The sequence below is a fragment of the Micrococcus cohnii genome, from assembly GCF_014205175.1.
GTDB lineage: Bacteria > Actinomycetota > Actinomycetes > Actinomycetales > Micrococcaceae > Micrococcus > Micrococcus cohnii.
Map to the genome: position 1 here is coordinate 917,136 of NZ_JACHNA010000001.1, position 25,140 is coordinate 942,275.

22 protein-coding genes are annotated in these 25,140 nt (G+C 70.8%); 1 reads left to right on the forward strand and 21 read right to left on the reverse strand.

Annotation, left to right across the window (positions count from 1 at the left end; all coding sequences use genetic code 11):
- Window positions 1–21: 21 nt before the first annotated feature.
- Entirely contained in the window at window positions 22–1,557 is a 1,536-nt protein-coding gene (gene glpK / locus HDA30_RS04250; protein WP_158495962.1) for a glycerol kinase GlpK, read from the reverse strand.
- Between the two features lie 62 nt (window positions 1,558–1,619).
- On the opposite strand from glpK, the gene HDA30_RS04255 reads away from it, so the two are divergent.
- Window positions 1,620–2,711: an alpha/beta fold hydrolase gene (locus HDA30_RS04255; RefSeq protein WP_184241192.1), complete on the forward strand. Its 1,092-nt coding sequence runs from the start codon at window positions 1,620–1,622 to the stop codon at window positions 2,709–2,711.
- On the opposite strand, the gene HDA30_RS04260 is transcribed toward HDA30_RS04255, so the two are convergent.
- The 20 genes from HDA30_RS04260 to mltG all read right to left on the reverse strand — a co-directional run bounded on the left by HDA30_RS04260 (window position 2,683) and on the right by mltG (window position 25,133).
- Entirely contained in the window at window positions 2,683–4,731 is a 2,049-nt protein-coding gene (locus tag HDA30_RS04260) for a primosomal protein N' family DNA-binding protein (RefSeq protein WP_184241193.1), read from the reverse strand. The two genes, HDA30_RS04255 and HDA30_RS04260, sit on opposite strands and share 29 nt — an antisense overlap.
- Window positions 4,732–4,821: 90 nt before the next feature.
- Complete coding sequence (gene metK, locus HDA30_RS04265; protein ID WP_158495965.1) at window positions 4,822–6,084, reverse strand: methionine adenosyltransferase; 1,263 nt, start codon at window positions 6,082–6,084, stop codon at window positions 4,822–4,824.
- 102 nt (window positions 6,085–6,186) lie between these two features.
- Window positions 6,187–7,398 (reverse strand): bifunctional phosphopantothenoylcysteine decarboxylase/phosphopantothenate--cysteine ligase CoaBC, encoded by a 1,212-nt coding sequence (gene coaBC, locus HDA30_RS04270; RefSeq protein ID WP_184241194.1) that lies wholly within the window; start codon window positions 7,396–7,398, stop codon window positions 6,187–6,189.
- Window positions 7,399–7,402: 4 nt separating this feature from the next.
- The gene (gene rpoZ / locus HDA30_RS04275; protein WP_158495967.1) at window positions 7,403–7,864 is read right to left on the reverse strand and encodes a DNA-directed RNA polymerase subunit omega; all 462 of its coding nucleotides are present in this window, start codon (window positions 7,862–7,864) and stop codon (window positions 7,403–7,405) included.
- 99 nt (window positions 7,865–7,963) lie between these two features.
- Window positions 7,964–8,515: a guanylate kinase gene (gmk, locus tag HDA30_RS04280; protein WP_343059362.1), complete on the reverse strand. Its 552-nt coding sequence runs from the start codon at window positions 8,513–8,515 to the stop codon at window positions 7,964–7,966.
- A gap of 195 nt (window positions 8,516–8,710) precedes the next feature.
- Window positions 8,711–9,025: an integration host factor, actinobacterial type gene (gene mihF / locus HDA30_RS04285; protein WP_158495968.1), complete on the reverse strand. Its 315-nt coding sequence runs from the start codon at window positions 9,023–9,025 to the stop codon at window positions 8,711–8,713.
- Window positions 9,026–9,162: 137 nt separating this feature from the next.
- A complete protein-coding gene (gene pyrF, locus HDA30_RS04290) occupies window positions 9,163–10,059 on the reverse strand; it encodes an orotidine-5'-phosphate decarboxylase (protein ID WP_184241195.1) in 897 nt (298 codons plus the stop codon).
- Window positions 10,056–13,379 carry a carbamoyl-phosphate synthase large subunit gene (gene carB / locus HDA30_RS04295; RefSeq protein WP_184241196.1) on the reverse strand — a complete coding sequence of 1,108 codons (3,324 nt, stop codon included), beginning with the start codon at window positions 13,377–13,379 and terminating at the stop codon, window positions 10,056–10,058. The genes pyrF and carB overlap by 4 nt, the downstream gene beginning before the upstream one ends.
- A 3-nt stretch (window positions 13,380–13,382) precedes the next feature.
- Window positions 13,383–14,567, reverse strand: coding sequence for a glutamine-hydrolyzing carbamoyl-phosphate synthase small subunit (gene carA / locus HDA30_RS04300; RefSeq protein ID WP_184241197.1), 1,185 nt, complete (start codon window positions 14,565–14,567; stop codon window positions 13,383–13,385).
- A complete protein-coding gene (locus HDA30_RS04305) occupies window positions 14,564–15,232 on the reverse strand; it encodes a PH-like domain-containing protein (RefSeq protein ID WP_184241198.1) in 669 nt (222 codons plus the stop codon). The genes carA and HDA30_RS04305 overlap by 4 nt, the downstream gene beginning before the upstream one ends.
- Window positions 15,229–16,563: a dihydroorotase gene (locus tag HDA30_RS04310; RefSeq protein ID WP_158495973.1), complete on the reverse strand. Its 1,335-nt coding sequence runs from the start codon at window positions 16,561–16,563 to the stop codon at window positions 15,229–15,231. Before HDA30_RS04310 ends, HDA30_RS04305 begins: the two co-directional genes overlap by 4 nt.
- Window positions 16,560–17,546, reverse strand: coding sequence for an aspartate carbamoyltransferase catalytic subunit (locus tag HDA30_RS04315; RefSeq protein WP_158495974.1), 987 nt, complete (start codon window positions 17,544–17,546; stop codon window positions 16,560–16,562). The genes HDA30_RS04310 and HDA30_RS04315 overlap by 4 nt, the downstream gene beginning before the upstream one ends.
- Before the next feature lie 4 nt (window positions 17,547–17,550).
- Window positions 17,551–18,228, reverse strand: coding sequence for a bifunctional pyr operon transcriptional regulator/uracil phosphoribosyltransferase PyrR (gene pyrR, locus HDA30_RS04320; protein WP_184241199.1), 678 nt, complete (start codon window positions 18,226–18,228; stop codon window positions 17,551–17,553).
- Between the two features lie 172 nt (window positions 18,229–18,400).
- Window positions 18,401–18,844, reverse strand: a complete 444-nt coding sequence (gene nusB / locus HDA30_RS04325) for a transcription antitermination factor NusB (RefSeq protein WP_158495976.1) — start codon at window positions 18,842–18,844, stop codon at window positions 18,401–18,403.
- A complete protein-coding gene (gene efp / locus HDA30_RS04330) occupies window positions 18,837–19,400 on the reverse strand; it encodes an elongation factor P (protein WP_158495977.1) in 564 nt (187 codons plus the stop codon). The genes nusB and efp overlap by 8 nt, the downstream gene beginning before the upstream one ends.
- Window positions 19,401–19,503: 103 nt before the next feature.
- Window positions 19,504–20,694 carry a 3-dehydroquinate synthase gene (gene aroB, locus HDA30_RS04335; RefSeq protein WP_184241200.1) on the reverse strand — a complete coding sequence of 397 codons (1,191 nt, stop codon included), beginning with the start codon at window positions 20,692–20,694 and terminating at the stop codon, window positions 19,504–19,506.
- Between the two features lie 9 nt (window positions 20,695–20,703).
- On the reverse strand, window positions 20,704–21,339 hold the full coding sequence (locus HDA30_RS04340) for a shikimate kinase (RefSeq protein WP_262337720.1): 636 nt from the start codon (window positions 21,337–21,339) through the stop codon (window positions 20,704–20,706).
- A complete protein-coding gene (gene aroC / locus HDA30_RS04345; protein WP_184241201.1) occupies window positions 21,336–22,577 on the reverse strand; it encodes a chorismate synthase in 1,242 nt (413 codons plus the stop codon). Before aroC ends, HDA30_RS04340 begins: the two co-directional genes overlap by 4 nt.
- Window positions 22,578–22,620: 43 nt before the next feature.
- A complete protein-coding gene (locus tag HDA30_RS04350) occupies window positions 22,621–23,607 on the reverse strand; it encodes a shikimate dehydrogenase family protein (RefSeq protein WP_246418825.1) in 987 nt (328 codons plus the stop codon).
- Window positions 23,607–25,133: an endolytic transglycosylase MltG gene (mltG, locus tag HDA30_RS10485; RefSeq protein ID WP_184241203.1), complete on the reverse strand. Its 1,527-nt coding sequence runs from the start codon at window positions 25,131–25,133 to the stop codon at window positions 23,607–23,609. Before mltG ends, HDA30_RS04350 begins: the two co-directional genes overlap by 1 nt.
- Window positions 25,134–25,140: the final 7 nt, after the last annotated feature.

The following is a 25,140-nucleotide window of genomic DNA, read 5'->3' on the forward strand; positions in this document are numbered from 1 at the left end:
GCCACGTCGGTGGCCGAGTCGTCATTCGGCCCAGTCGAAGCTGCGTTCCAGGGCCCGTCGCCACCGACGAACGAGCGCGTCACGGTCGTGCGCGGCCATGCCAGGGTGCCATCGCCGACCGGGCCGAACCAGGGCTGAGAGCTCGGACTCGTCGGCCCACACGCCGACGGCGAGCCCGGCGGCATGGGCCGCCCCGAGCACGGTCGTCTCCGTCTGGGCCGGTCGCACGACCTCGATGTCCAGCAGATCGGCCTGGAACTGCATGAGACGGTCGTTCACGCTCATTCCACCGTCGACATGCAACCGCTCGGGCGCACGCCCGGTGTCCGCCACGAGGGCCTCGAACAGGTCCCGACTCTGATAGGCGGTCGCGTCCACGGCGGCTCGTGCCAGGTGGGCGCGCGTCGCGTAGCCGGTGAGTCCGGCGACGATCCCGCGGGCGTCGGGACGCCAGTGCGGCGCGTAGAGGCCGGAGAACGCCGGGACGATCACGACTCCCCCGTCGTCGGCGACCGAATCAGCGAGGGTCTCCACGTCCGCGGAACGCTCGATCAGTCCGAGATTGTCTCTGAGCCACTGCACGAGGGACCCGGCCACGGCCACGGATCCCTCGAGGGCGTACTGCATCGGGGCGCCCTCGCGCTGGGAGGCGACCGTCACGACCAGGCCGTGCCCGGAGCGGGGCCGCTGGCTCCCGGTGTGCTGCAGCAAGAAGCAGCCGGTGCCATAGGTGTTCTTCACGCCGCCGGCGCTCAGGATGCCCTGGCCGAACGTCGCGGCCTGCTGGTCGCCGAGGATGCCGGCGACCGGCACGCCATCGAGCGCGACCGGGCCCGCGACCTCGCCGAAGACGCCGATCGAGGGCCGGATGGTCGGCGCCATCGACTCCCACCGGCGCTCGTCGATGCCGAACAGCGCGAGCATCTCGGGATCCCACCGCCCGGTCTCCACGTCCATCAGACTGGTGCGGGACGCATTGGTGACGTCGGTGGCGTGCACGCCGCCGTCGGGGCCGCCGGTGAGGTTCCACAGCAGCCACGAGTCCATGGTCCCGACGCGCAGCCGACCCGCATCCGACAACGTGGCTGCCTCGGGGACGTGCTCGAGCAGCCACGCGATGCGCGAGGCCGAGAAGTACGACGCCAGCGGCAGCCCGGTGCGCTCACGGACGAGGCCGTCGAGCCCGTCCGCCCGCAGGCGCGCGAGCGCCGGCTCGGTGCGAGTGTCCTGCCACACGATCGCGCGGTGCACCGGCACCCCGGTAGCGGCGTCCCACGCCACGACGGTCTCGCGCTGATTGGTGATGCCCACCGCGGCCACATCCCGGGTGCGCAGGCGGGCCCGCGTCAGGGCCAGTCCCATCAGCTCACGCGTGGACTCCCAGATCTCGGCCGCGTCGTGTTCGACCCAGCCCGGGCGTGGGAAGTGCTGGGCGTGCTCGGCCTGCGCGGTCGCACGAACCGTGCCTTCAGCATCGACGACGCTGACCCGCGTGGACGTGGTGCCCTGGTCGATCGCGACGACGCCGCTCTCACGGTGCAGACTGCTGCTCTCCATGGGCAGAGAGCCTAGCGAGCACGGGCACCGGGTGTCGGCATGCCTGATCTAAGCTGACGGCCATGTCTGGATCGACGCGTCTGTCCTCGGAACCCGTGCGGCTGCGCGCCTGGCATCTGCTGCGGGTGCCGGCCCCACCGGCGAAGACGGAGGTGCTCACCAGCCACCGTCCTCGCACCACCCGGCGACGCACCGTGGCCGCCGCCGACCCGCTCTCGGGTGCTGGGCACGAGGTCGCCGTCTGGGAGTACGCGCCGCCGCTCCGGGACGAGCCCTCCCCCGAGGACGACATCGCTGTGGGGCCGGCGACGCTCGTGTTCGTCCACGGATTCCGTGGCGACCACCACGGGCTCGCCCTGCTCGCCGACTGCCTGCCAGAGCATCGCATCCTCAGCGTCGATCTGCCCGGCTTCGGCGCCTCCCCGGCGTACCCGCACGCCGAGCACACGGTCGACCATCATGCTCAGACGCTCGGCCAGGTCCGCCAAGCACTCGAGCTCGACGAGAGAACCGGCCTGGTCGCCCACTCCTACGGCACGATCGTCGCGGCGGCCCTGTGCGCGAGCCGGCCTCAGGCGTGGTCGTTCCTGGCGTTGCTGAACCCGATCGCCGAGCCGGCCCTGTCCGCCTCGTCCACGTGGCTCGACCGCGCCTCGGCGTTGCTGGCGCAGGGCTACTACGAGGCGGCCGCCCGCCTGCCCGCCCGGCTCAGCGACGCGCTGCTGCGCTCGTCGCTGATCACCTGGGCCACCACGGTGTTCATGAGCCGCACCGATGACGCCCGCGTTTTGGCCTACACGCACGATCAGCACCGGCGGCATTTCTCGGGTTTCGCCTCGCCCGCCCAGGTGGCCCAGTCCTATCGGGCCTCGACCACCGGCTCCGTGCCGGACTCGGCCGCCGGCCTGAGCCTGCCGGTACTGCTCGTGGCCGGGGACGAGGATCCGCTCGGCTCCCCCGCCGCCCAGCGGGCGCTCGCCGCTGACGTGGCCGCCGCGAGTCCCCGCTGCCGGCTGGTCCTGTTGCCCGGGGTGGGCCACCTGCTGCACTACGAGCGGCCCCGCGAGTGCGCGAGCCTGATCCGGGACTTCCTGTCCAGGGCGCGACCCCGGCCGGGCGCGAACGCTAGAGCACCCCGATCGGGTCGAGCCTGATCCGCACGCCCTCGGCCTCGCCGCGGGCGCTGGCCGCCGAGCGGCCCGAGCGCAGCAGCGCCGCGGTCGCCTCGGAGGCCGTATAGGGGAACAGCAGCAGCGCCCGGTGCCGCTGTTCGTCCTCGGGCAGCGGCACCGGACCGATCCACGGCAGTGGCCCGGCGCTCAGGACGGACCCGGCGGCGCCCTCTCGACGGGCCTCCTCCACGAGCGCGAGGTACTGAGCCACGGCCCGGTCCGGGCCGGTCACCTCCGCGATCCGTCCGGCCGGGGGCAGGTGCAGTTCGCGGCGTTCGGCGAGCTGCCGCGAGGCGAAGCCGGCCGGGTCCCACCGGGTGAGCGCGCCGACGGTCTCGGCGTGTTCGGCCGTCACCACGGCGACGCCGCCGCGATCGGCCGGTCGCACCAGCGCCGCGGCGGCGAACCAGCGCGCGAGCACGCGAGCCGGCACGTCGAGGCCTTCCCGAGTCAGCTGCGCGTCTCCGTCCAGCAGGAGCGCGGCCGCGTACCCGTTCTGCGCGACCGGTTCCGCCCCGACCGTCGCGACCACGAGCGCGGGACGGTCCTCGACGGTGCCGACGCGGTGCGCGGCCGAGCTGGAGACCACCGGCACCTGGGGGAAGGCGCGGCCCAACTCGTCAGCCGTGCGGTCGACGCCGCGGGCGCCGGCGCGCAGGCGCCGCCATCCGCACTCGGGACACTCGATGTCCCGCTCACGTGTTCCGCACCAGCGGCACGCCAGCTCACCGCGCTCCGCGGCGGCTCGGTCGCGGAAGGCCAGAGGACCGGCGCAGTGCCGACAGCGAGCGGGTGTGCGGCATCGCTCGCACACCAGGGCCGGGATGAATCCGGCACGGGCCACCTGCACGAGCACCGGGCCCGGGCACGGCCCGGACAGCGCGTGCCGCGCCACCTGCCAGGCCGCATGCGGCAGGCGCGCACGCCTGGCGAACGGGTCACGCGCGGACTCCCAGGAATCGGCCGTCGCGATGATGCGCGGGGTGGACTCACGCACCCGGTGACGGGGCGCCTCGAGGGACTGCAGCCATCCCAGCTCGACGAGACGCTGCACCGCGGTGGTCCGCGAGGTGGAGGCGAACAGCAGCGCGCTGTGAGCATGATGGCAGCGCTGCACCGCGACGTCCCGGACATGGGGGTACGGGGCACGCGGGTCGGCGTAGGAGTCATCGCCGTCGTCCCAGACAACGATCAACCCCAGGTCCGGCACGGGCGCCCAGATGGCCGACCGGGTCCCCACCGCGATCCGGCACCGCCCGGTGAGCAGCCGCAGATGCGCGCGGTACCGGGGCGTGTGACCGTCTTCACCGGTCAGACGGGCATAGGCGTGCTCGCCGAGGAGATCGTCGAGCACGGCGCACAGCCGGTCCAGGTCCCGCTGGTCCGGCACGACGAGCACGACGCCGCGACCGGCGTCCGCGGCCCGACGGGCGACGCCGGCGAGCACCCACGCCTCGTCCCAGAGGCCCGTGCGGCTGGGCAGGCTCGCCGCCGCCCGCGGAGCGTCGCCGGCGCAGACCGCCGAGAGGAACGCCTGTCCGCCCTCGAGCGCGTCGAGCACATCGTCCTCGGTGACCGCGTGAGCCTCCGCGCCGTCAGCCACGGGATCGGCGTTCTGCTCATCATGGCGCTGCGAGGCCGGATGGTCGGCCCCGGTCTCGGCCAGGATCTCCTTCTCGACGGCGACCACGCGAGGGGGGACGGCGCTGCGCAGCACGTCCGTGACCACGCCGGCCTGACGGGCTGCCACCGCACGCGCCAGCTCGAGCACCTCGGCGGTCAGCGGCGGCACACGCGTCAGCACGCCCTGCAGGTCGCTGAGCGCAGCCGCCGTGGTCGGCTCAGCTCCGCGCTGGGTGATCCACCCGGTCATCTCCCGGCCGGAAAAGCGCACGGTGACGCGGGAGCCGACCCGGGCGCTCTCGTCGAGGGCCACCGGCACGAGGTAGTCGAACTCGCGGTCCAGGTGAGGAACGGGCGAGTCCAGCAGCACCCGCGCCACCGGGTCCTGGGGCAGTCCCTCGGGCCGGTCCGGAAGTCGGCCAGATTCGGGCGGGTCACCCAGGTTGAACAGGGCCTCGCCGATGGCCGGTCACATCCCCGCGGCCGCCCGCAGGGCGTCCACCCGGTCCGTGCGCTCCCACGTGAAGTCAGCGTCCTCCCGGCCGAAATGTCCGTTGGCGGCGGTCTTGCGGTAGATCGGCCGCAGCAGGTTCAGCTCGTTCACGATCGCCAGCGGTCGCAGGTCGAAGACCTCGTTCACGGCGTCGATGATGGTCTGCTCGGGCACCGCGTGCGTGCCGAAGGTGTCCACGTAGAGGCCGACGGGACGGGCGGACCCGATCGCGTAGGCCACCTGCAACTCGGCGCGTTCGGCCAGCCCCGCGGCCACCACGTTCTTGGCGACCCAGCGCATCGCATAGGCCGCCGAGCGGTCGACCTTCGAGGGATCCTTGCCGGAGAACGCCCCACCGCCGTGGCGAGCCATGCCGCCATAGGTGTCCACGATGATCTTTCGACCGGTCAGTCCGGCATCTCCCACGGGCCCGCCGATCACGAACTTCCCACCCGGGTTGATGATGATGCGGGCGTGCGACACGTCGAGTCCGCTGGCCTCGATCACCGGGCGGATCACATGGCGTTCCACGTCCTCACGCAGCTGCGCCTGCTCGACCACGTCGTGATGTTGGGTCGAGACGACGACGGTCTCGATGGTCTTGGCCCGGTGGTGCTCGTCGTAGCCGATGGTCACCTGCGTCTTGCCGTCGGGAAGCAGATAGGGCATAGGCGAGGGGCTCTGCTGCCGGACGGCGGTCAGGCGGGCTGAAAGCCGATGGGCCAAGTAGATCGGCATCGGCATGAGGGTCGGCGTCTCGTTCGTCGCGTAACCGAACATGATCCCCTGGTCGCCGGCGCCCTGCAGGTCGACGGCGTCGGCCGATCCGTACTCGCGGGACTCGAGTGAACGCATGACGCCCGAGTGGATGTCCGAGGACTGCTGGCCAAGCGAGATGTTCACGCCGCACTGCGCGCCGTCGAAGCCGTTGGCCGAGGAGTCATAGCCGATGTCGAGGATCGTCTTGCGCACGATCTGCGGAATCTCAACGTAGGCGCTCGTGTTGACCTCGCCGGCGACCTGGACCAGACCGGTTGTCGTCAGCGTCTCGACCGCCACCTTGGCGGCGGGGTCGGCCGCGAGCAGCGCGTCGAGGATCGCGTCGGAGATCTGATCGCAGATCTTGTCCGGGTGACCGGCGGTCACGGACTCCGAGGTGAATAGCCGCAGACCGTCCCCACCGACCCCGCGGTAGGGGGCGGAGTGATCTGCGGTCTCGGTGCGGTGGGCTGCGCTCATGGGGACATTCTACGGTTCCCGGCGCCAACGCCGGGGACACGGGCGTCACGCGGCAGAAGCCGGAGGCTTCCCGCCGCACCGGCGTGCGCCAGCGGCCGGGGCTCAGCCCAGGTGCGTGACGACCCGCTCCAGCACCGTCCTCGCCGCATCGTCCTTGGTTCCGACCGCGGTCACCGGCTCGGAACCGTCGGCGAAGAGCACGGTCACGGCGGTCTCGTCACGGCCGAACACCTGCCCTGCCGAGACGTCGTTCACCACGAGCATCTCGCAGCCCTTGCGCTTGAGCTTGGCCTGGGCGTGCTCGAGGACGTCGTGGTCCTCATCTCCGGTCTCGGCGGCGAATCCGACGATTAGCGGAGCGATCGGGGCCCCCTCCGCGCGCGCCGCCACGGCGGAGGCGAGCACATCCGGGGTGCGTTCGAGCTCGATCGTCGGAGACGAGCCGTCGTCGTCCTTCTTGATCTTCGCCGTGGCGACGGTCCGTGGCCGGAAGTCCGCCACGGCGGCCGCCATCACGAGCACGTCGGCGCCGCGGGCGTGCTCGAGCACCGTCTCCAGCAGCTGCTGCGTGGTCTCGACGTCCACGCGCCTGATGCCCGTCGGGACCGGGGTGCTCATGGGGCCGGCGATCAGTGTCACCTCCGCGCCCCGCTCCACGGCGGCACGGGCGAGCGCGACCGCTTGCTTGCCCGAGGAACGGTTGCCCAGATATCGCACCGGGTCGAGGGGCTCACGTGTGCCGCCACCGGTGACGACGACACGCCGTCCGGTCAGCGGTCCCACCGCCGCTCCGTCGATGAGCGCTCGGGCCGCGTCCCAGATCTGCTCCGGCTCGGGCAGCCGCCCAGCGCCGGAGTCGGCGCCGGTGAGTCGACCCACTGCCGGGTCGAGCACGTAGACCCCGCGCTCGCGCAGCGTGGCCACATTCGCCTGCGTGGCGGCGTGCTGCCACATCTCGGTGTGCATGGCCGGCGCCAGCACCACCGGGCACGTCGCGGTGAGCAGCACGTTGCCGAGCAGGTCAGGGGCCATGCCGGCCGCGGTGCGCGCCAGCAGGTCCGCGGTCGCGGGCGCGACCACGACCAGCTCGGCAGAACGACCGAGCGCCACGTGGTTGACCCGGTCGACGGCGTCGAAGGTGTCGGTATGCACCGGGCGACCCGAGAGGGCCTCCCACGTCGCGCGTCCGACGAAGTGCTCGGCGTTGCGCGTGGGTACGACCGTCACCTCGTGACCGGCCTCGGTCATCAGGCGCAGCAGCAGCGCCGCTTTGTACGCGGCGATGCCACCGCCGACGCCGAGCACGATCCGCATGGGATCAGTTGTCCTCGACGTCCGCCGGGCTCTGCTCGTCGGCGGCGGCCTCGGCCTGCTCGACGAGCCCGGCGTCCTCGGCCGCCTGCTCCGCGTTCGTGGTGGCGTTCGCCGACTCCGCGCCCGCCTCGGCCTCGGTCGCGAACGGATCCTCATCGCCCGGCAACGTGAAGTCGCCGAACTCCTCATCGCCGAAGTCGATCTCGACCGGCTGGTCAGACACCTCGCGGGAGACCAGCAGATCCGACTCGATCTCGCGCAGCGAGATGGACAGGGGCTTCTCGTTCAGCTGGGTCTCGACGAGGGGACCGACATACTCGAACAGGCCCTCGTGCAGCTGGGAGTAGTACGCGTTGATCTGACGGGCGCGCTTTGCGGCGAAGAGCACGAGCGCGTACTTCGAGTCGACCCTCTCCAGCAGGGTGTCGATGGGCGGGTTGACGATGCCGTCGTACTGATCGGTCACGGATTGCTCCAGTCGTTCGGTCGTGCCCCGCGGGCGGGTGCCGCGCGGGCGAGGTCTTCGGCCGCCGGGCTCGGTCCCGGCGCTCACGCGCAACGAGCGTCAGTCGCGCGGGGTCAGGCCCATGATCTGGACCAGTTCCGAGGCGGCGCGCTCCACGCGGTCATTGACCACGACGGCGTCGAACTCCGGCTCGGCAGCGAGTTCCATCCTAGCGGTTTCAAGCCTGCGACGCTGCTCAGCCTCGGTCTCGGTGCCACGGCCGATCAGGCGTTCAACAAGTTCCGGCCAGCTCGGCGGGGCCAGGAACACGAAAGTCGCCTCCGGCAGGGACTCGCGCACCTGCCGGGCCCCCTGCAGGTCGATCTCGAGCAGCACGTGGCGGCCGGCGGCCACCGCCTCGTCGACTTTGTCCCGCCGCGTGCCGTAGCGGTTGACGCCGTGGACCACGGCCCACTCGAGCATCTGATCCCGATCGACCAGATCGTCGAACTCCTCGCTCGTGACGAAAAAGTAGTGCACCCCCTCCTGCTCACCGGGACGGGCCGGGCGCGTCGTCGCCGACACGGACAGCCACGCCTCGGGATAGTGCTCACGGATGTACGCGGACACCGTGCCCTTGCCCACGGCAGTCGGGCCGGCCAGCACGGTCACGCCGGGGCCCGGCGGGACCGGTTTGCCGCTCGCCCGCGGCCCCGGGACCGCGGGCGCCTCCTCGGCGAGCAGTGCACTGTGCCGGGCGGACGCATCGACGGGCAGGCGGTCGGCGGGCTCGGAGGGCGTGACGTTCACGGGTGGGAAGTCCTTCGGTCGGGGGCCAAGCGCGGCCGGGACGATGCCGCGCGGACGTCAGCGGCCAATATAGGCGATCAGCGCCTCGCGCTGACGCCGTCCGAGGCCCTTGAGCCGGCGCACCGGAGAGATCTCGCACGCCTCCATGATGCGGTGGGCGCGCACCTCACCGACCCCGGGCATCGCCTGCAGCAGGTCGACGGTGCGCAGCCGACCGATGGCCGGGTCCTCGTCCGCTCGGTCGAAGAGCTCGGCCAGGCCGATCTCGCCGCGCGCGAAGGCCTCCTTGAGGTTCGCGCGCTCCTGCCGGGCGCGCAGCGCCTTCTCACGTGCGGCCGCACGCTCTTCAAGGCTCAGTTCACGCAGCGCCATCCAGCTCCTCTTGATCGCAGGCCGGTGTTGAGGACGTACCTCAGGCGCGCCGTCCGGCAACATTTGTCGAGCCTGAGATTACGGAACTGCGCACCCGAACGAAAGCGATTCCAGATCACAGAAATGGCACGGCGGGATCATCCCAGGTCAGCCAGATTCCGCTTCAGCTGTTCGGCGAGTCGCGACACGGACGGACCGGCCGCCAGAATGCCGCGCGAGCTGGTGGCGAGCACCGCCGGCCATGCCGGGCCGAAGCCCTCGCGCATGCCCGCCGCCGTGCCTCCCTGTGCGCCGAAGCCGGGCGCCAACAGCGCCCCCCGGACGCCGGCGAGGTCGAGGCCGAGGGCGTGGGCCCGTTCGGCGACGGTCGCGCCGACCACCAGCCCCACCGGTCCCAGCTCACGCTCGTCCTCACCCACATGAGCCGCATTCTCCGCGGCGGCCGCCGCGACGATCCTCGAGGCCACGGAGCCCTGCTCCTGTTCGGCGCCGACGTGTTGGACGGACGCGCCCTCCGGATTGGAGGTCAGCGCGAGGACGAACACCCCACGCCCGGTCCTCGCGGCGGCCTCGAAGGCCGGTCGCAGCGACTCGAAGCCCAGATAGGGGCTCAGGGTCACCGCATCGGCCGCCAGTGGCGACGCATCGTCGAGCCAGGCCGAGGCATAGCCGGCCATGGTCGAACCGATGTCGCCACGCTTGGCGTCGGCGATTGTGAGCACCCCCGCCTCCCGCGCCTGGGCGAGGAACGTCTCGAGGGCCGCCAGCCCCGCGGAGCCGTGCCGTTCATAGAGCGCCACCTGAGGCTTGAGCGCGGCCACCAGCGGCCCGTCGGATCCCCCGGCGGCCGCCTCGAGGGCGGCCGCCGAGAACGCCTCGAGGCCGGCCGGGGTGTCCGGCAGCCCCCAGGACTGCAGCAGTCCCGGGTGCGGGTCGACGCCCAGGCACAGCGGGCCGACCCGGTCCATGGCCGCTCGCAGCCGCGCGCCGAAGGGCTCACGGCCGACGTGCCGGCGCTCGGACGTGCCGCTCATGCTCCGGCTCCCGCCTCAGCCGGTGTGCGGTCGCGCGCCACGAGGCCGCGCAGACGCTCGTCGTGCTCCTGCAGCGAGGTCACCGACCACGCATGCTCGCGCAGCGCCTCGATCGCCTGCAGGCAGGCGGCGAACTCGGCGAGCGTGGTGATCACCGGCACGCCGAGGCTGGTCGCGGCGGCGCGGATCTCGTACCCGTCACCCCGGGCGTCACCGCCCGAGGGCGTGTTCAGCACCAGATCCACACGCCCCTCGTGCAGCTGTTCGAGCACGGTGCCGGCCCCGTCCGGGTCGTTCGAGGACGCGATCTTCGCCACGGTCTCGGCCTGCACGCCGTTGCGGCGCAACACGTCCGCGGTTCCGCCGGTGGAGACGATCTCGAAGCCCAGGTCGACCAGACGCTTGACGTGCCCGACCGCCGAACGCTTGTCTCGATTGGCCACGGACACGAACACCCGGCCAGAGGTGGGCAGCGGCCCGCCGGCGGCGGCCTGGGACTTGGCGAAAGCCGTGTCGAAGTACCGGTCGATGCCCATGACCTCGCCGGTCGAGCGCATCTCCGGGCCCAGCAGCGAGTCCACGACGCGCCCCTGCGCCGTGCGGAAACGCGTGAACGGCATGACGGCCTCCTTCACCGCCACGGCTGCATCCAGCGGCAGGGCAGCGCCGTCGTAGTCCCGGGGCAGTCGGCCCTCGGACTGCAGATCCGCGATCGAGCAGCCCATCCCGATCAACGCTGCGGCCTTCGACAGCTGCACGCCGGTCGCCTTGGAGACGAACGGGACGGTCCGGGACGCGCGCGGGTTCGCCTCGATCACGTACAGCACGTCCGAAGCGAGGGCGAACTGAATGTTGATCAGTCCACGCACGCCGACGCCGTGGGCGATCTGCTCCGTCGCCTCGCGCACCCGAGCCAGCACATCCGGGCCCAGGGTCACCGGGGGCAGCACGCACGCCGAGTCGCCCGAGTGGACCCCCGCCTCCTCGATGTGCTCCATGATGCCGCCCAGGTACAACTGCTCGCCGTCATACAGGGCGTCGACGTCGATCTCGATCGCGTCCTCGAGGAAGCGGTCGACCAGCATCGGCTGGTCCGGGGTGATCTCCGTGGCGTTGCTGACGTACTGCTCGAGCGCCTGCTCGGTGTAGACGATCTCCATGCCGCGGCCGCCCAGCACATACGAGGGACGCACGAGCACGGGATAGCCGATGCGGTCGGCCACGTCCTTGGCGTCCTCGAAGGACACCGCCGTACCGTTCTTCGGGGCGATGAGGCCCGCGCCGTCCAGCACGCGCGCGAACTCGCCGCGATGCTCGGCCAGGTCGATCGCCTCGGGCGAGGTGCCCAGGATGGGCACGCCCGCGTCGGAGAGCTGCTGGGCGAGCTTGAGCGGGGTCTGCCCGCCCAGCTGCACGAACACGCCGGCCACCCCGCCGGAGGACTGCTCGGCGTGGATCACCTCGAGCACGTCCTCGAGCGTGAGCGGCTCGAAATACAAGCGGTCCGAGACGTCGTAGTCGGTCGAGACGGTCTCCGGGTTGCAGTTGACCATCACCGTCTCGTATCCCGCCTCACGCAACGCCAGCGTCGCGTGCACGCACGAGTAGTCGAATTCGATGCCCTGACCGATGCGGTTGGGGCCCGAGCCCAGGATGATGACGCTCGGCGCAGCGTGCGGCTGCACCTCCGTCTCCCGGTCGTAGCTGGAATAGCGGTAGGGGGTGAAGGCCTCGAACTCGGCCGCGCAGGTGTCGACGGTCTTGTAGACCGGGCGCACACCGAGGGCATGGCGGACACCCCGGACGACCGCAGGGTCCATGTGACGCAGGCGGCCGATCTGCACATCGGAGAAGCCGTGACGCTTGGCCCGGGTCAGCACATCGGCGGTGAGCTGCTCGGCCTCGCGCACCTCGTCGGCGATCTCGTTGATCAGCTGGAACTGGTCCAGGAACCACGGGTCGATCGCCGTGGCGTCGAAGGCCTGCTCCAGGCTCGCACCCGCGTACAGCGCACGCTGAGTCTGCGCGAGACGCTGCGTGGTGGCCGTGCGGGCCTGCTCGAGCAAGGCCGCCGGGTCCGCATCACGGTCGAACTCCAGTTCCGAACCGGACTGCTCGAGCGAGCGCAACGCCTTCTGGAGGGCCTCGGTGAAGTTGCGGCCGATGGCCATGGCCTCGCCGACGGACTTCATGGTGGTCGTCAGGGTGCCGTCGGCGGCCGGGAACTTCTCGAACGCGAAGCGCGGCACCTTGACGACCACGTAGTCCAGCACGGGTTCGAAACTCGCGGGGGTCTTGAGCGTGATGTCGTTCGGGATCTCATCCATCGTGTACCCCAGGGCCAGCTTGGTGGCGATCTTGGCGATGGCGAAGCCGGTCGCCTTGGACGCCAGCGCCGACGAGCGCGACACGCGGGGGTTCATCTCGATGACCACGACGCGACCGTCGTCCGGGTTCACGGCGAACTGGATGTTGCAGCCGCCGGTGTCGACGCCGACCTCGCGGATCACGTTGATCGAGATGTCGCGCAGCTTCTGGTACTCGCGGTCGGTCAACGTCATGGCCGGGGCCACGGTGATCGAGTCGCCGGTGTGCACGCCCACGGGGTCGACGTTCTCGATCGAGCAGACGACCACGACGTTGTCGTTCTTGTCGCGCATCATCTCCAGCTCGTACTCCTTCCACCCGAGGATGGACTCCTCCAGGAGCACCTCCGAGGTGGGCGAGTACTGCAGGCCGGCCCCGCAGATGCGGTGCAGATCCGCTTCGTCGTAGGCCATGCCCGAGCCGAGCCCGCCCATCGTGAACGAGGGGCGCACGACGACCGGATAGCCGAGGTCCTTCACCGCCTCGAGCGCCTCATCCATGGTGTGCACGATGGCCGAGCGTGCCGACTCCCCGCCGGAGCGCTCGACGACGCCCTTGAACTTCTCGCGGTTCTCCCCCAGCTCGATCGCGGCGATGTTCGCGCCGATCAGCTCGACGCCGTACTTCTCGAGCACGCCGTCCTTGTCCAGGGCGATGGCGGTGTTCAGGGCGGTCTGACCCCCGAGGGTCGGCAGAACCGCGTCCGGACGCTCCTTCTCGATGATCTTCGCGACCACCTCGGGTGTGATCGGCTCGACATAGGTCGCGTCGGCCAGCTCCGGGTCGGTCATGATCGTCGCCGGGTTCGAGTTCACGAGGATGACGCGGACGCCCTCCTCCTTGAGCACGCGGATCGCCTGCGTGCCGGAGTAGTCGAACTCGGCGGCCTGCCCGATGACGATCGGACCGGAGCCGATGACCAGGACGGATGTCAGATCTGTGCGCTTGGGCATGGCTCAGGCTCCTTCAACGGTGGTGGTGCGAGACGAGTCGCGGTGCGCGGTCAGCAGCGCGACGAAGCGGTCGAACAGGCCGAGCGAGTCGTGGGGGCCCGCTGCGGCTTCGGGGTGGAACTGGACGGAGAAGGCGGGTCGGTCGAGCAGACGCAGGCCCTCGACGACGTCGTCGTTCAGCGAGTAATGCGAGACCTCCACCCGGCCGTACCGGGACTCGGGGGCCTCGACGACCTCTCCGATCGGCGCGTCGACGGCGAAGCCGTGGTTCTGCGAGGTGATCTCGACACGACCGGTCGCCACGTCCATGACCGGCTGGTTGGGGCCGCGGTGGCCGAACGGCAGTTTGTAGGTGCCGAAGCCCAGCGCGCGGCCGAACAGCTGATTGCCGAAGCAGATGCCGAAGAACGGCAGACCCGCGTCGAGCACCTGACGCAGGGTCTCGACCTGGCGGTCGGCCGTGGCCGGATCGCCCGGACCATTGGACAGGAACACGCCGTCGGGCTCGACGGCCCGGATCGCCTCGAAGTCCGAATCAGCGGGCAGCACGTGCACCTCGATGCCGCGAGCGGCCAGGTGACGGGGAGTGGCTGCCTTGATGCCCAGGTCCAGCGCGGCGATGCGTGCGACCGGCTCACCCTGCCAGCCGTGCTCAGTGGGAGTGACGACGTAAGCGGACTCGGCGCTGACGGACTCGGCGAGGGCGCGCCCGGCCATGGGCGGCTGGGCCATGACCTCGGCGACGAGCTCCGCTTCGGGGCGCTCAGCCGCCGCGCCGGAGAACACCCCCGCGCGCATGGCTCCGGCCGTGCGCAGATGTCGGGTGATCGCGCGGGTGTCGACGTCCTGGATGCCGACGACCTCCTGCGCGGCCAGTTCCTCCTCCAGGCTGCGGACGCTGCGCCAGTTCGAGGGGCGGCGGGCAGCGTCACGCACGACGTAGCCGGCCACCCAGATCGCGCGGGACTCCGGGTCCTCATCGTTGACCCCGGTGTTGCCGATGTGCGGTGCGGTCTGCACGACGATCTGCCCGGCATACGACGGGTCGGTCAACGTCTCCTGGTACCCGGTCATTCCGGTCGTGAAGACGGCCTCGCCGAGGCTGACACCGGTCGCGCCGTAGGCACGGCCACGGTGCACCGTGCCGTCCTCGAGGACCAGCAGGGCTGTGGTGGGGGTCGGACTCATCGGGTGTGCTCCTGTCCGGCGGTCTCGGGCGCACGGCCCGAGCCGCCCTCGACGGCGGTGGTCTCTCGGGTGGTTCTCAGGGCGCGCAGGCTCTCCAGCACGCGCGCGCGGTCAACGGGGTCGCGGGGACGGAATCCGGTGGTGACCTCGTCCTCACCGAGCCGCCAGCTCACCAGTAGCAGGCCGTCCGGCTCGACGAATTTGCCGACCATGCCGGAGCCGGCGCCGGCGTCCGTCACGTCCTCGGCCGGGATGAAGAGGTTCTCCACACGCGGGCGCAGGATCGCCACGCCGGGATGCTCACCGGCGCTGTGCACCTCCAGGCGTGCGTGGGAACGCACCCCCAGCCGATGGGCCGCGACCCGGTCCAGACGATCGCGGCCGAACACCGTTGCCACGTACATGCCCTCGCTCGCCGCGCGCGGCTCGAGCTCGTAGAGCGACTCGGGCATCAGCTGTGGCGCCGCCACATGCGATTGGGAACGCCGACGGCGATGCCAACCCCACAGGACCAGGCCGACGGCCAGCAGGATGCACGCCCCCGTGACGCCGAGGATCGGCAGGTACACGTCGGAGTAGTCCTTGGCGGGGCCCGCCGGCGGCACCGGCCGGATCTCACCCAGGGTTCGGGACGACGCGTCGATCAGGACGGCGGTGGCGTTCACGGTGCCACCGGTTCATGCCGGTACGCAGTGGCCAGCGCGCCGTCGGCCACGACGCGCTGACCGCGGTAGAACATGTGCACAGTGCGGCCTGGCAGCTCGCGGCCGGCGTAGGGACTGTTGCGGGAGCGCGTGGCGTGCCTCGCCGGATCCACGACGCCTCGTGCGGAGGGATCCCACACGAGCAGATTTGCCACGGACCCCTCGAGCGGGACGCCGGACGCGTCGACCTGGCCCTGGTCCGACAGGCCCGCAATGCGCGCCGGGGTGGCCGAGAACACGCGGGCAACACCCGCCCAGTCGAGCAGCCCGGTCTCGACCATGGCCTCCTGCACGACGGGCAGCGCGGTCTCCAGCCCGGTCATGCCCATCGCGGCGATCGTCCACTCGCACTGCTTGGTCTCAGCCGTGTGCGGGGCGTGGTCGGTTCCCACGGTGTCGATCGTCCCGTCGGCCAGGGCGGCGCGCAGGGCCTGCACGTCCTCATCGCGGCGCAGCGGCGGATTGACCTTGAAGACCGGGTTGAACGAGCGGACCAGCTCCTCGGTGAGCAGCAGGTGATGCGGAGTGACCTCGGCGGTCACAGCGATGCCGCGCTGCTTGGCCCAGCGGATGATCTCCACCGAGCCCGCCGTCGACACGTGGCAGATGTGCAGGCGCGAGTCGACGTGCTGGGCCAGCAGCACGTCCCGGGCGATGATCGCCTCCTCGGCGACGGCTGGCCATCCGCCCAGACCGAGCAGCCCGGACAGCTCCGATTCGTTCATCTGCGCGCCCGCGGTGAGCTTCGGCTCCTGGGCGTGCTGGGCGACGACGCCGTCGAACGCCTTCACGTATTCCAGGGCGCGGCGCATCAGCACGGCATCGTGCACGCACATCCCGTCGTCGGAGAACATGCGCACGGCCGCCTGCGAGGCGGCCATCGACCCCAGGTCCGCAAGCGACTCCCCGCCCAGTCCGACGGTCACGGCTCCCACCGGGTGCACATCGCACCAACCGGCGGCGCGACCGAGCCGCCACACCTGTTCGACGACCGAGGCATTGTCGGCCGTCGGCGTCGAGTTGGCCATCGCGTGCACCGAGGTGAATCCGCCCATGGCGGCAGCCTGGGTTCCCGTCTCGACGGTCTCGGCGTCCTCTTTGCCGGGCTCGCGCAGGTGCGTGTGCAGGTCGACAAGGCCGGGCAGCAGCAGCAGATCGGTGCAGTCCAGGGTCAGTTCGGCCGGACCGCCGTGACCCGCCTGACGGATCGCGGCGACCGTGCCGTCGGCTACGCGCACATCGGCGCGGCGTCCGTCGGCCAGGGTGATGTTCGTCAGCAGGGTGCCGGTCATGGCTGGGTGCCTTCCGCGTCGTGGTTGAGGATCAGGTGGAGCACGGCCATCCGGACAGACACGCCGTTGGCGACCTGCTCCAGCGCCGTGTTGCGCGGCGAGTCCGCCGCAGCGTCGCAGATCTCCAGACCGCGGTTCATCGGTCCCGGGTGCATCACCAGCGGCGTGCCGAGCACCCGACCGGAGGCCGCGTTCAGACGCGCGAACCGGTCGGCGGTGAGCCCCCACGAGCGGGTGTACTCCCCCGCCGAGGGGAAGAACGCGCCGCCCATGCGCTCAACCTGAACGCGCAGCATCATCACGGCGTCGGGCCCCTCGGCCAGCGCCTCGTCGAGGGCGTAGGTGACGCGGCAGGGCCAGGCCTCGATCCCGACGGGCAACAACGTCGGCGGCGCCGCGACGATCACCTCGGCGCCGAGCGTGTCCAGCAGCCACACGTTCGACCGTGCTACCCGAGAGTGCAGGATGTCGCCGACGATGACCACACGCATGCCCGTCAGGTCCAGGCCGGCCGCGGGCACACCGCGTTCCTTCGCGAGGTGCTCGCGCAGGGTGTAGGCGTCCAGCAGCGCCTGGGTGGGGTGCTCGTGCGTGCCGTCGCCGGCGTTGACGACGCCCGCCTTGATCCAGCCCGACTCCGCCAGCTGCTGAGCGGCTCCGGAGGACCAGTGCCGCATCACGATCGCGTCCGCACCGATCGCCTCGAGCGTCTGCACGGTGTCCTTGAGCGACTCGCCCTTCGACACCGACGAGCCCTTGGCCGAGAAGTTAATGACGTCCGCGGAGAGGCGCTTGGCAGCCGCCTCGAACGAGATGCGCGTTCGGGTCGAGTCCTCGAAGAACAGGTTCACGACCGTACGCCCCCGCAGCGCGGGCAGCTTCTTGACCTCACGCCCGTTGACGGCGGCCATCTGGCCCGCGGTGTCGAGCACGGACAGCGCGTCTATCCGGTCCAGGTCCAGGGTAGAGAGCAGATGACGCACGGGATCAGTCCTTCCCGTCGGCCACACGGGCCGGGACGTCGGAAATCACGACGGACTCCTCGGCGTCGCCGTCCGTCTCGGACAGCAGCACCGAGACGCGCTCGGCCGAGGAGCTGGGCAGGTTCTTGCCCACGAAGTCCGCCCGGATCGGCAGCTCACGGTGTCCTCGATCGACGAGCACGGCGAGCCGGACCGCACGAGGTCGGCCCAGGTCCGCCACCGCGTCCAGGGCGGCCCGCACCGTCCGGCCCGAGTACAGCACGTCGTCGATGAGCACGACCACGGCGTCGTCCACGCCCTGCTCGGGAACCACGGTGGGCTCGGGCGTGCGCGCGGGGCACCGGCGCAGGTCATCCCGGTAAAGCGTGACGTCGAGCTGTCCGACGCTCTGTGCTGCGTCGAACTCTGGGTCGATGCGTTCCAGCTTGTCCCCGAGGCGTCGCGCCAGCGGCACACCGCGGCTCGGGACGCCGAGCAGGATCAGATCGCGCGCGCCGCGATTGGACTCGAGGATCTCGTGAGCCACGCGAGTAAGCGCCCGGTCGATGTCTGCGGCGCTGAGCACGGTGCGGCCGTCGCGGGCACGGGTGGGCCGGTCATGACCGGCGTGCAGGCCGGTCGGGCCGTCGCTCCGGTCGGCCACGGACCGGGCAGCATGAGGTGCGGTGGGATCAGGTCCCATGCCGGTGCCTCCTTCCCCGCCTCACGGGACGGACTTTAAAGGAAACGTTCCGCCCGTCTCGCGGGCGGCGGCGGTGCTGGGGCGACCGCCGAGAGTCAGTCTAGCAACGTCACCGGTCGCATCGACCATCCCGGGCCACCACGCAAGCGGCCCGGGCAGACGTGCGTCCGGCTCAGGCGATCAGGGTCGGTTTGACCTGCTGCAGACGACCGAGCAGGCCGTTGACGAACTCGGGCGATTCGTCCGTGGACAGCTGCTGCGCCAGGGCCACGGCCTCGGAGACGGCCACACCGTCCGGAACCTCGTCATTGAACAGCACCTCCCAGGCGCCCACACGCAGAATCGCGCGGTCGACGGCGGGCATGCGTTCGACGGGCCACCCCCGTGAATACGAGGTCAGAGCCTCATCGAGGCGGTCGATCTGCGCTTCAACACCCTCGACGATCTGCAGCGTGTAGGCGTTGACCTTCAGGTCGGTCTTGGCCAGCCGCGCCGAGATGCCCTCGGACGTCGTGCGCCCACGGGCCTCAGCTTCGAAGAGCAGCTCGACGGCGCGCAGACGGGAGCGGCTGCGCGACGTGGTGCCACGCTTGCCGCCGGAAGCGGAGTCAGTCATTGACGCGACCCAGGTACTCACCCGAGCGGGTGTCGACCTTGACCTTGGTGCCCTGATCGACGAACAGCGGCACCTGGATCTCGGCACCGGTCTCGAGGGTCGCCGGCTTCGTGCCGGCATTGGACCGGTCACCCTGCAGTCCGGGCTCGGTGTAGGTCACCTCGAGCACGACCGAGGCCGGCATCTCCATGTAGAGCGGGGTGCCCTCGTTCAGAGCGATGGTGACCTTCATGTTCTCGAGCAGGAAGCGGGCGTCCTCCCCCACCACGGTGTCAGCCACCATGATCTGGTCATAAGTCTTGACATCCATGAACACGTAGTCCGTGCCGTCCTGGTACAGGTACTCGTAGTCGGAGCGGTCCACGGTGGCGAACTCGACCTTGGCGCCCGCGTTGAAGGTCTTGTCGACCGACTTGCCCGTGGTGATGTTCTTCATCTTGGTGCGGACGAACGCGCCGCCCTTGCCCGGCTTGACGTGCTGGAACTCGAGGACATTCCACAGCTGGCCCTCGAGCTTGAGGACGGAGCCGTTCTTGATGTCGTTGCTGGTTGCCACGGTGGTTCTCCCGATGTCTATCTGCGGTCAGATGGGCGGTGCATGCGCGCCGCCGCATGGTCTGCGTCGGCCAGTGTACGGCAGGGTGCGCACGCAGACGGGGCTACTCGGCGATCTCCTGATAGGCCGCGAAGAGCAGGGAGGCGTCCGGCACATCGAGGGTGACGGGTTCGCCGACGCCGTTGAGCACGACGAAGCGCAGCTGGTCCCCGCGGTTCTTCTTGTCGCGCTGGATCCCCTCGAGCAGCGTCTGCCAGCGGTCGCCCCGGTACGAGACAGGCAGACCCAGCGACTGCAGCACGGACCAGTGCCGGTCCGCGGTCGCGTCGTCGAGTCGGCCCATCGACCGGGCGAGTTCGGCGGCGAACACCATGCCCACGGCGACGGCTGCACCATGGCGCCACTGATACCGCTCCGCCAGTTCGATCGCGTGGGCGAGAGTGTGCCCGTAGTTCAGCGACTCGCGCAGACCCGCCTCATGCGGGTCCTCATCGACGATGCGCGCCTTCACAGCGATCGACCGTTCGATCAGCTCGCGCAGCTGTTCGGAATGCGGGTTCTGCACCTGCTCGGTGTGCGCCTCGATGATGTCGAGGATCACCGGATCAGCGATGAAGCCGCACTTGACGACCTCGGCCAGACCAGAGATCAGCTCATTGGCGGGCAAGGTCAACAGGGTGTCCAGATCGGCCAGCACCCCGGCCGGCGAGTGGAATGCCCCGACCAGGTTCTTACCCTCGGCCGTGTTGATGCCGGTCTTGCCGCCCACGGCGGCGTCGACCATGCCCAGCAGCGTCGTGGGCATGTGCACGATTTTCACGCCGCGCAGCCAGGTCGCGGCGACGAAGCCGGCCACGTCCGAGACGGCACCGCCGCCGACGGAGACGATGGCGTCACTACGCGTGAAGTCGTTCTGACCGAGCACCTGCCAACAGAAACCGGCGACCTGCAGGTGCTTGCCTTCTTCCGCATCGGGGATCTCGGCGGTCAGCGCGGTCAGGCCGGCCGCCTCCAGGTCGCTCTTGACCACGTCGCCCGTGGCTCGTAAAGCCCGCGGGTGGATGACCAGCACGCGGCGGACCTCGTGCCCGAGCATGCCGGGCAACCGCGCGAGTAGGCCGCGGCCGACCACGACGTCATAGCCGCCTCGGGCGCCGGCCTCGGAGCCGCCGGAGACCGGGATGACGGTCGCCTCATCCTGCGCGGCGTGCTGGTCGGCCTCCTCGGCGGCGGGCCGCGCCGCGGCGGCCTCGGCCTCGGTCGGCTCGAAGCTGATCTCGTTACGCTCCGTCATGGGAGTGCGTCACTTCCTTCGGGGATGGCGGATCGTGTCCACGATACGCCAGGCCACGGCCTCCGCCGTCAGGCCGGTGGTGTCGATGCTCACGTCCGCGACCTCGGCGTAGAGGGGACCGCGCTCATCCCGCAGGCGCTTCCAGGTTCCGCGGGGGTCGCCCTGCAGCGCCGGCCGGGACGCGCCTCCGCGCACCCGCCGCAGTGCTTCTGCCTCGGCCACGTCCAGGTGGAACACGGTGGTGTCGGCGCGACGGCGCATGGCGGCCCGGGTGTCCTCGTCGAGCACGACGCCGCCTCCGCACGAGAGCACGTAGGTCTGCGGAAGTGCGGTCAGATACGCCATCACGCGGGCCTCGGCGGCGCGAAACGCCGACTCGCCGTGCTCGGCGAAATAGGCCGGAATGGGTCCGAGCAGGCTGGTGAGCAGCGCATCCGAGTCCAGATGGACGCATCCGCACATCCGGGCCACGGCACGCCCCACGGCCGACTTACCCGCGCCCATCGGTCCGACCAGCACGAGAGTTCGCCGCAGTCTCCACCGCCAGAGCCGGGCGATAGGCACACGACGCTGGGCGAAGGCCGCCTCGACCCGGGAGGTCATGGCCTGCCAGGCCGTGTCGGGTATCACCGGGTCCGCGCTCACGGGAGAGGATCCCCCATGTGCCGGCCCTCCCCCTCCGCCGTCGTCTCGTCCGGCTCCGGCAGCACCGGCAGGGACCGGGTGAACGCCTCGAGGTTCCGTCGCGTCTCAGCCAGACTGTCCCCCCCGAACTTCTCCATCAGCGCGTCCACCAGCACGAGTGCGAGCATCGACTCGGCGACGACGCCGGCCGCCGGGACGGCGGCGACGTCGGAGCGCTGATGATGCGCTCGGGTCTCGGTCCCGGTGGCGACGTCCACGGTGCCCAGGGCACGCGGGACGGTCGCGATCGGCTTCATGGCCGCTCGGACGCGGACCGGCTGTCCCGTCGACATGCCCGCTTCGATGCCCCCCGCCCGGTCGGTCACCCGCGTCGGCATGCCGTCCTCACCCCGGGTGATGGCGTCGTGGGCCGCGGATCCGCGCCGCGCCGCCGTGGCGAAGCCGTCGCCGATCTCCACGCCCTTGATCGCTTGGATGCCCATCATGGCGCCGGCGATGCGAGCGTCGAGCCGCCGATCCGCGTGCACATGAGAGCCCAGTCCGATCGGGACGCCGTAGGCGAGGACCTCGACGATCCCACCGAGCGTCTCGCCCTGTTTCCGCGCGGCGTCGACCTCCGCGACCATCAGGGCCGACGTCTCCGGGTCGGCGCAGCGCACCGGGTCCGCATCAAGCCGTTCGGCGTCGTCGGGTGTCGGGCGCGGCGCATCGTCCGGGACGGTCACGCCCCCGAAGGCGACGGTGTGGGACACGATCTCGACACCCAGCTCGGACAGCAGGCTCCGAGCGGCCGTCGCGGCCGCCACCCGTGCCGCCGTTTCGCGAGCCGAGGCGCGTTCCAGCAACGGCCGCGCCTCGGCGAAGCCATACTTCTGCATACCGGTCAGGTCTGCGTGTCCTGGCCGCGGCCGGGTCAGCGCCGTGGCGCGCGCCAGCCCCTCAAGTTCCGCGGGGTCTACCGGGTCGGCCGCCATGACCCGGTCCCATTTGGGCCACTCGGTGTTCTCGACCTGCACGGCGATCGGCGAGCCCAGGGTGAGGCCGTGCCGCACCCCGCCCACCAGGCTGACGCGGTCCTGTTCGAAGGTCATCCTGGCACCGCGACCGTGGCCAAGTCGGCGACGGGCCAGGGCGTCCTGAATCTGCGAGGTGGTCAGGGGCACACCCGCAGGCATGCCCTCGAGGATCGAAACGAGTGCGGGTCCGTGCGATTCACCCGCGGTCAGCCAACGCACCATCCCAGCAGTGTCTCATGACGGACACCGACAGGGCGGCGATCGGTCACGGGGCCTCACCGACGGCGTGCTCCATGGCCGCCAGCGCCGCCGCTCGCCGCCGACCTGCCGTGGACTCGGAGCCGGAGGGGCCGAGCTCGAGACCGGTGAACAGACGCACCTGTTCGATGCCCTGGCCCACGAGCATGGCTCGGCCGGAGACGACCTCGCCGCCTCGGTCGGCCCAGGCCTGCGCCAGGGCCGAGGGCCAGGGGTCGTAGGCGACGTCGAGCAGCACGGGCGGCACCGCGCACATGGCCGCTGTCACCGACCCTGCGAGCCCGTCCGCTGCGTGCGGGGGCAGCGTGCTGACCACCGCGCCGAGGCCTGGCGCCTCGGCGGCCACGGCCTCGACCGGACGGTGTTCCGCCGCTAGACCACAGCGCCCGGCCAGCTCCAGCACCGCGGCGGCCCGGCGGGCCGAGCGCGCATAGATCGACACCGCCGCCGCACCCAGCAGTGAGCTGGCGAGCACAGCCGCGGTGGCAGTGCCCCCGTTGCCGATCACGCCCACCGTCGCGCCCTTGAGGCTCGAGGGTCGTCCCGCCGACCCGCAGCGCTGCTTCGAGGCACCGAGGCCGCCGTTCAGGGCATGCACGATCCCGTCGACATCGGTGTTGTGCGCCCACAGGCCCGGTCCGAATCGACCATGCTCGGGCGCCTCGGGGTGGCCGACCACCAGCGTGTTCGCCGCGTTCAGCAAGGCGACCCGGTCCGAGCAGGCGTCGGCCAGACGCGCTGCATCGGCCTTGTGCGGCATCGTGACCGACAGCCCGCGCCATCGCGGGTCCTCGGCAAGATCGTGCAGCAGCGGCTCGAGCGCCCCCGCGGGCGCACGATGCGCGTCGTAGCGCAACGGAACGCAGAGCACCCGGCACGCGGCCCGGTGCATCACGGGAGACAGTGAGTGCGCGACGGGATCCCCCACGACGCCGGCGCGCACCAGGTCGGGCACGTCGACCGCCTCAGCGCTCTGGGAGGCCTCCGAGCGCATCAGCACACGTCCGGATGGTCCTCGCACCAGCGCCGGTACTCGTTCTGGTACTTCTGGTGCTCCTCGTAGGTCGTGGCGAACTTCGTCTCACCGGTGTCGATGTTCACGGTGACCCAGTAGTAGTAGTCGTTCTCCCCCGGCTCGGCGGCCGCGGCGATCGCGGCCTCGGACGGCGCCCCGATCGGGGTCGGGGGCAGACCCTTGTGCTGGTACGTGTTGTACTCGTTCGACTCATCCTGACGTTCCTCATCGGAGAACTGCAGTCGTTGCTCGCCCAGACCGTAGATCACGGTCGCGTCGACCTGCAGGTACCCGTGGGTCTCGGTGTTGTCCTTGTCGAGGCGGTTCTCGATGATCCCGGCGACGGTGGCGAAGTCCTCTTCACGGGCCTCGGCCTGCAGGATCGAGGCGATCGTCACGACACGGTCCTGCTTCTTCGCGTCCTTGATCCCGTGCGCGGCGAGCCGGTCCTTGGTGGGTTTGGTGACTTCGGTGAGCACCTCGTCGACGTCGGCGGTCTGCGGCAGCCGGTACTCCCCCGAGGCGATGTATCCCTCGAGGCCCTTCGCCTGCTCGGGCAGGCCGAACCGCTCGGGATGCTGCGCCGCCTCCTCGAACTCTGAGACGTCGTGCGAGGTCGCCTCGGCCATGTTCTCGAACACCTCGTCGCGCCGCTGGCCCGGGTTCACCACCACGTACGACACGCCGACACGGGCTTCACCCTGCAGTCCGCGGACGGCGTCCTGCGCGGTCATCCGCTCGCGCAGCGTGTAGTCACCCGGCTGAATGTGACCACCGGAGGTCGCCTCCGTGATCTCCTTGAACCGTCCCGAGGAGGCGATGATGCCCTCCTCCTCGAGCCGTCGACCGATGATGATCGGACCCTCGCCGGAGTTCACCGTGAACGTGACCTCGTCTCCGCTGGTCGACTCGTAGTCGTCCTTGCCCCCGCCGGGCAGGAGAGCCCCGATCAGCTTCGTCGCCAGCAGACCGAGCACCAGCAGGACCGCGCCGATGATCACCGCGCCGCGGATCTGACGACGGCGCCGGTCCCGTCGTCGGGCTTCGGCACGGGCGCGCTGCTCGTCGTCGAGTTCGGAGTCCGCATCAGCCTGCTCGGGGTCCTCGAGCAGGGTGGACCCCGCACCACTCGACAGCAGCGACCAGTCGGATTCCTCGTCGTCCTCGTGCTCCACGGCATCGTCCGCGCCGACGTCGTGACGGGCGCCGTCAGCGCGTTCGTCGGCCGAGCGGTCGGCACGCGGAGCCGGCCCGGCGAGATGCTGGTCAGCGGAGTGCTGATCAGTGGGATTCTGATCAGTGGAGTTCTGGTCAGCGCGCCCCGGTTCGGCGACGGCCTCACGGCCCTCCTCGTCCGTGTGCGAGGCGCCCGAGTCCTCGCCGGGAAGACGGAAGTCGTCGAAGAGATCGTCGTCCAGTCTGCTCGGCAGCGCCTCACGCAGGGAATCCTCACCCGAGCTCTCGTGGTCTCCGGGGGCGCCCGGCGACGTCGGCGGTTGGCTCACGGTCGTC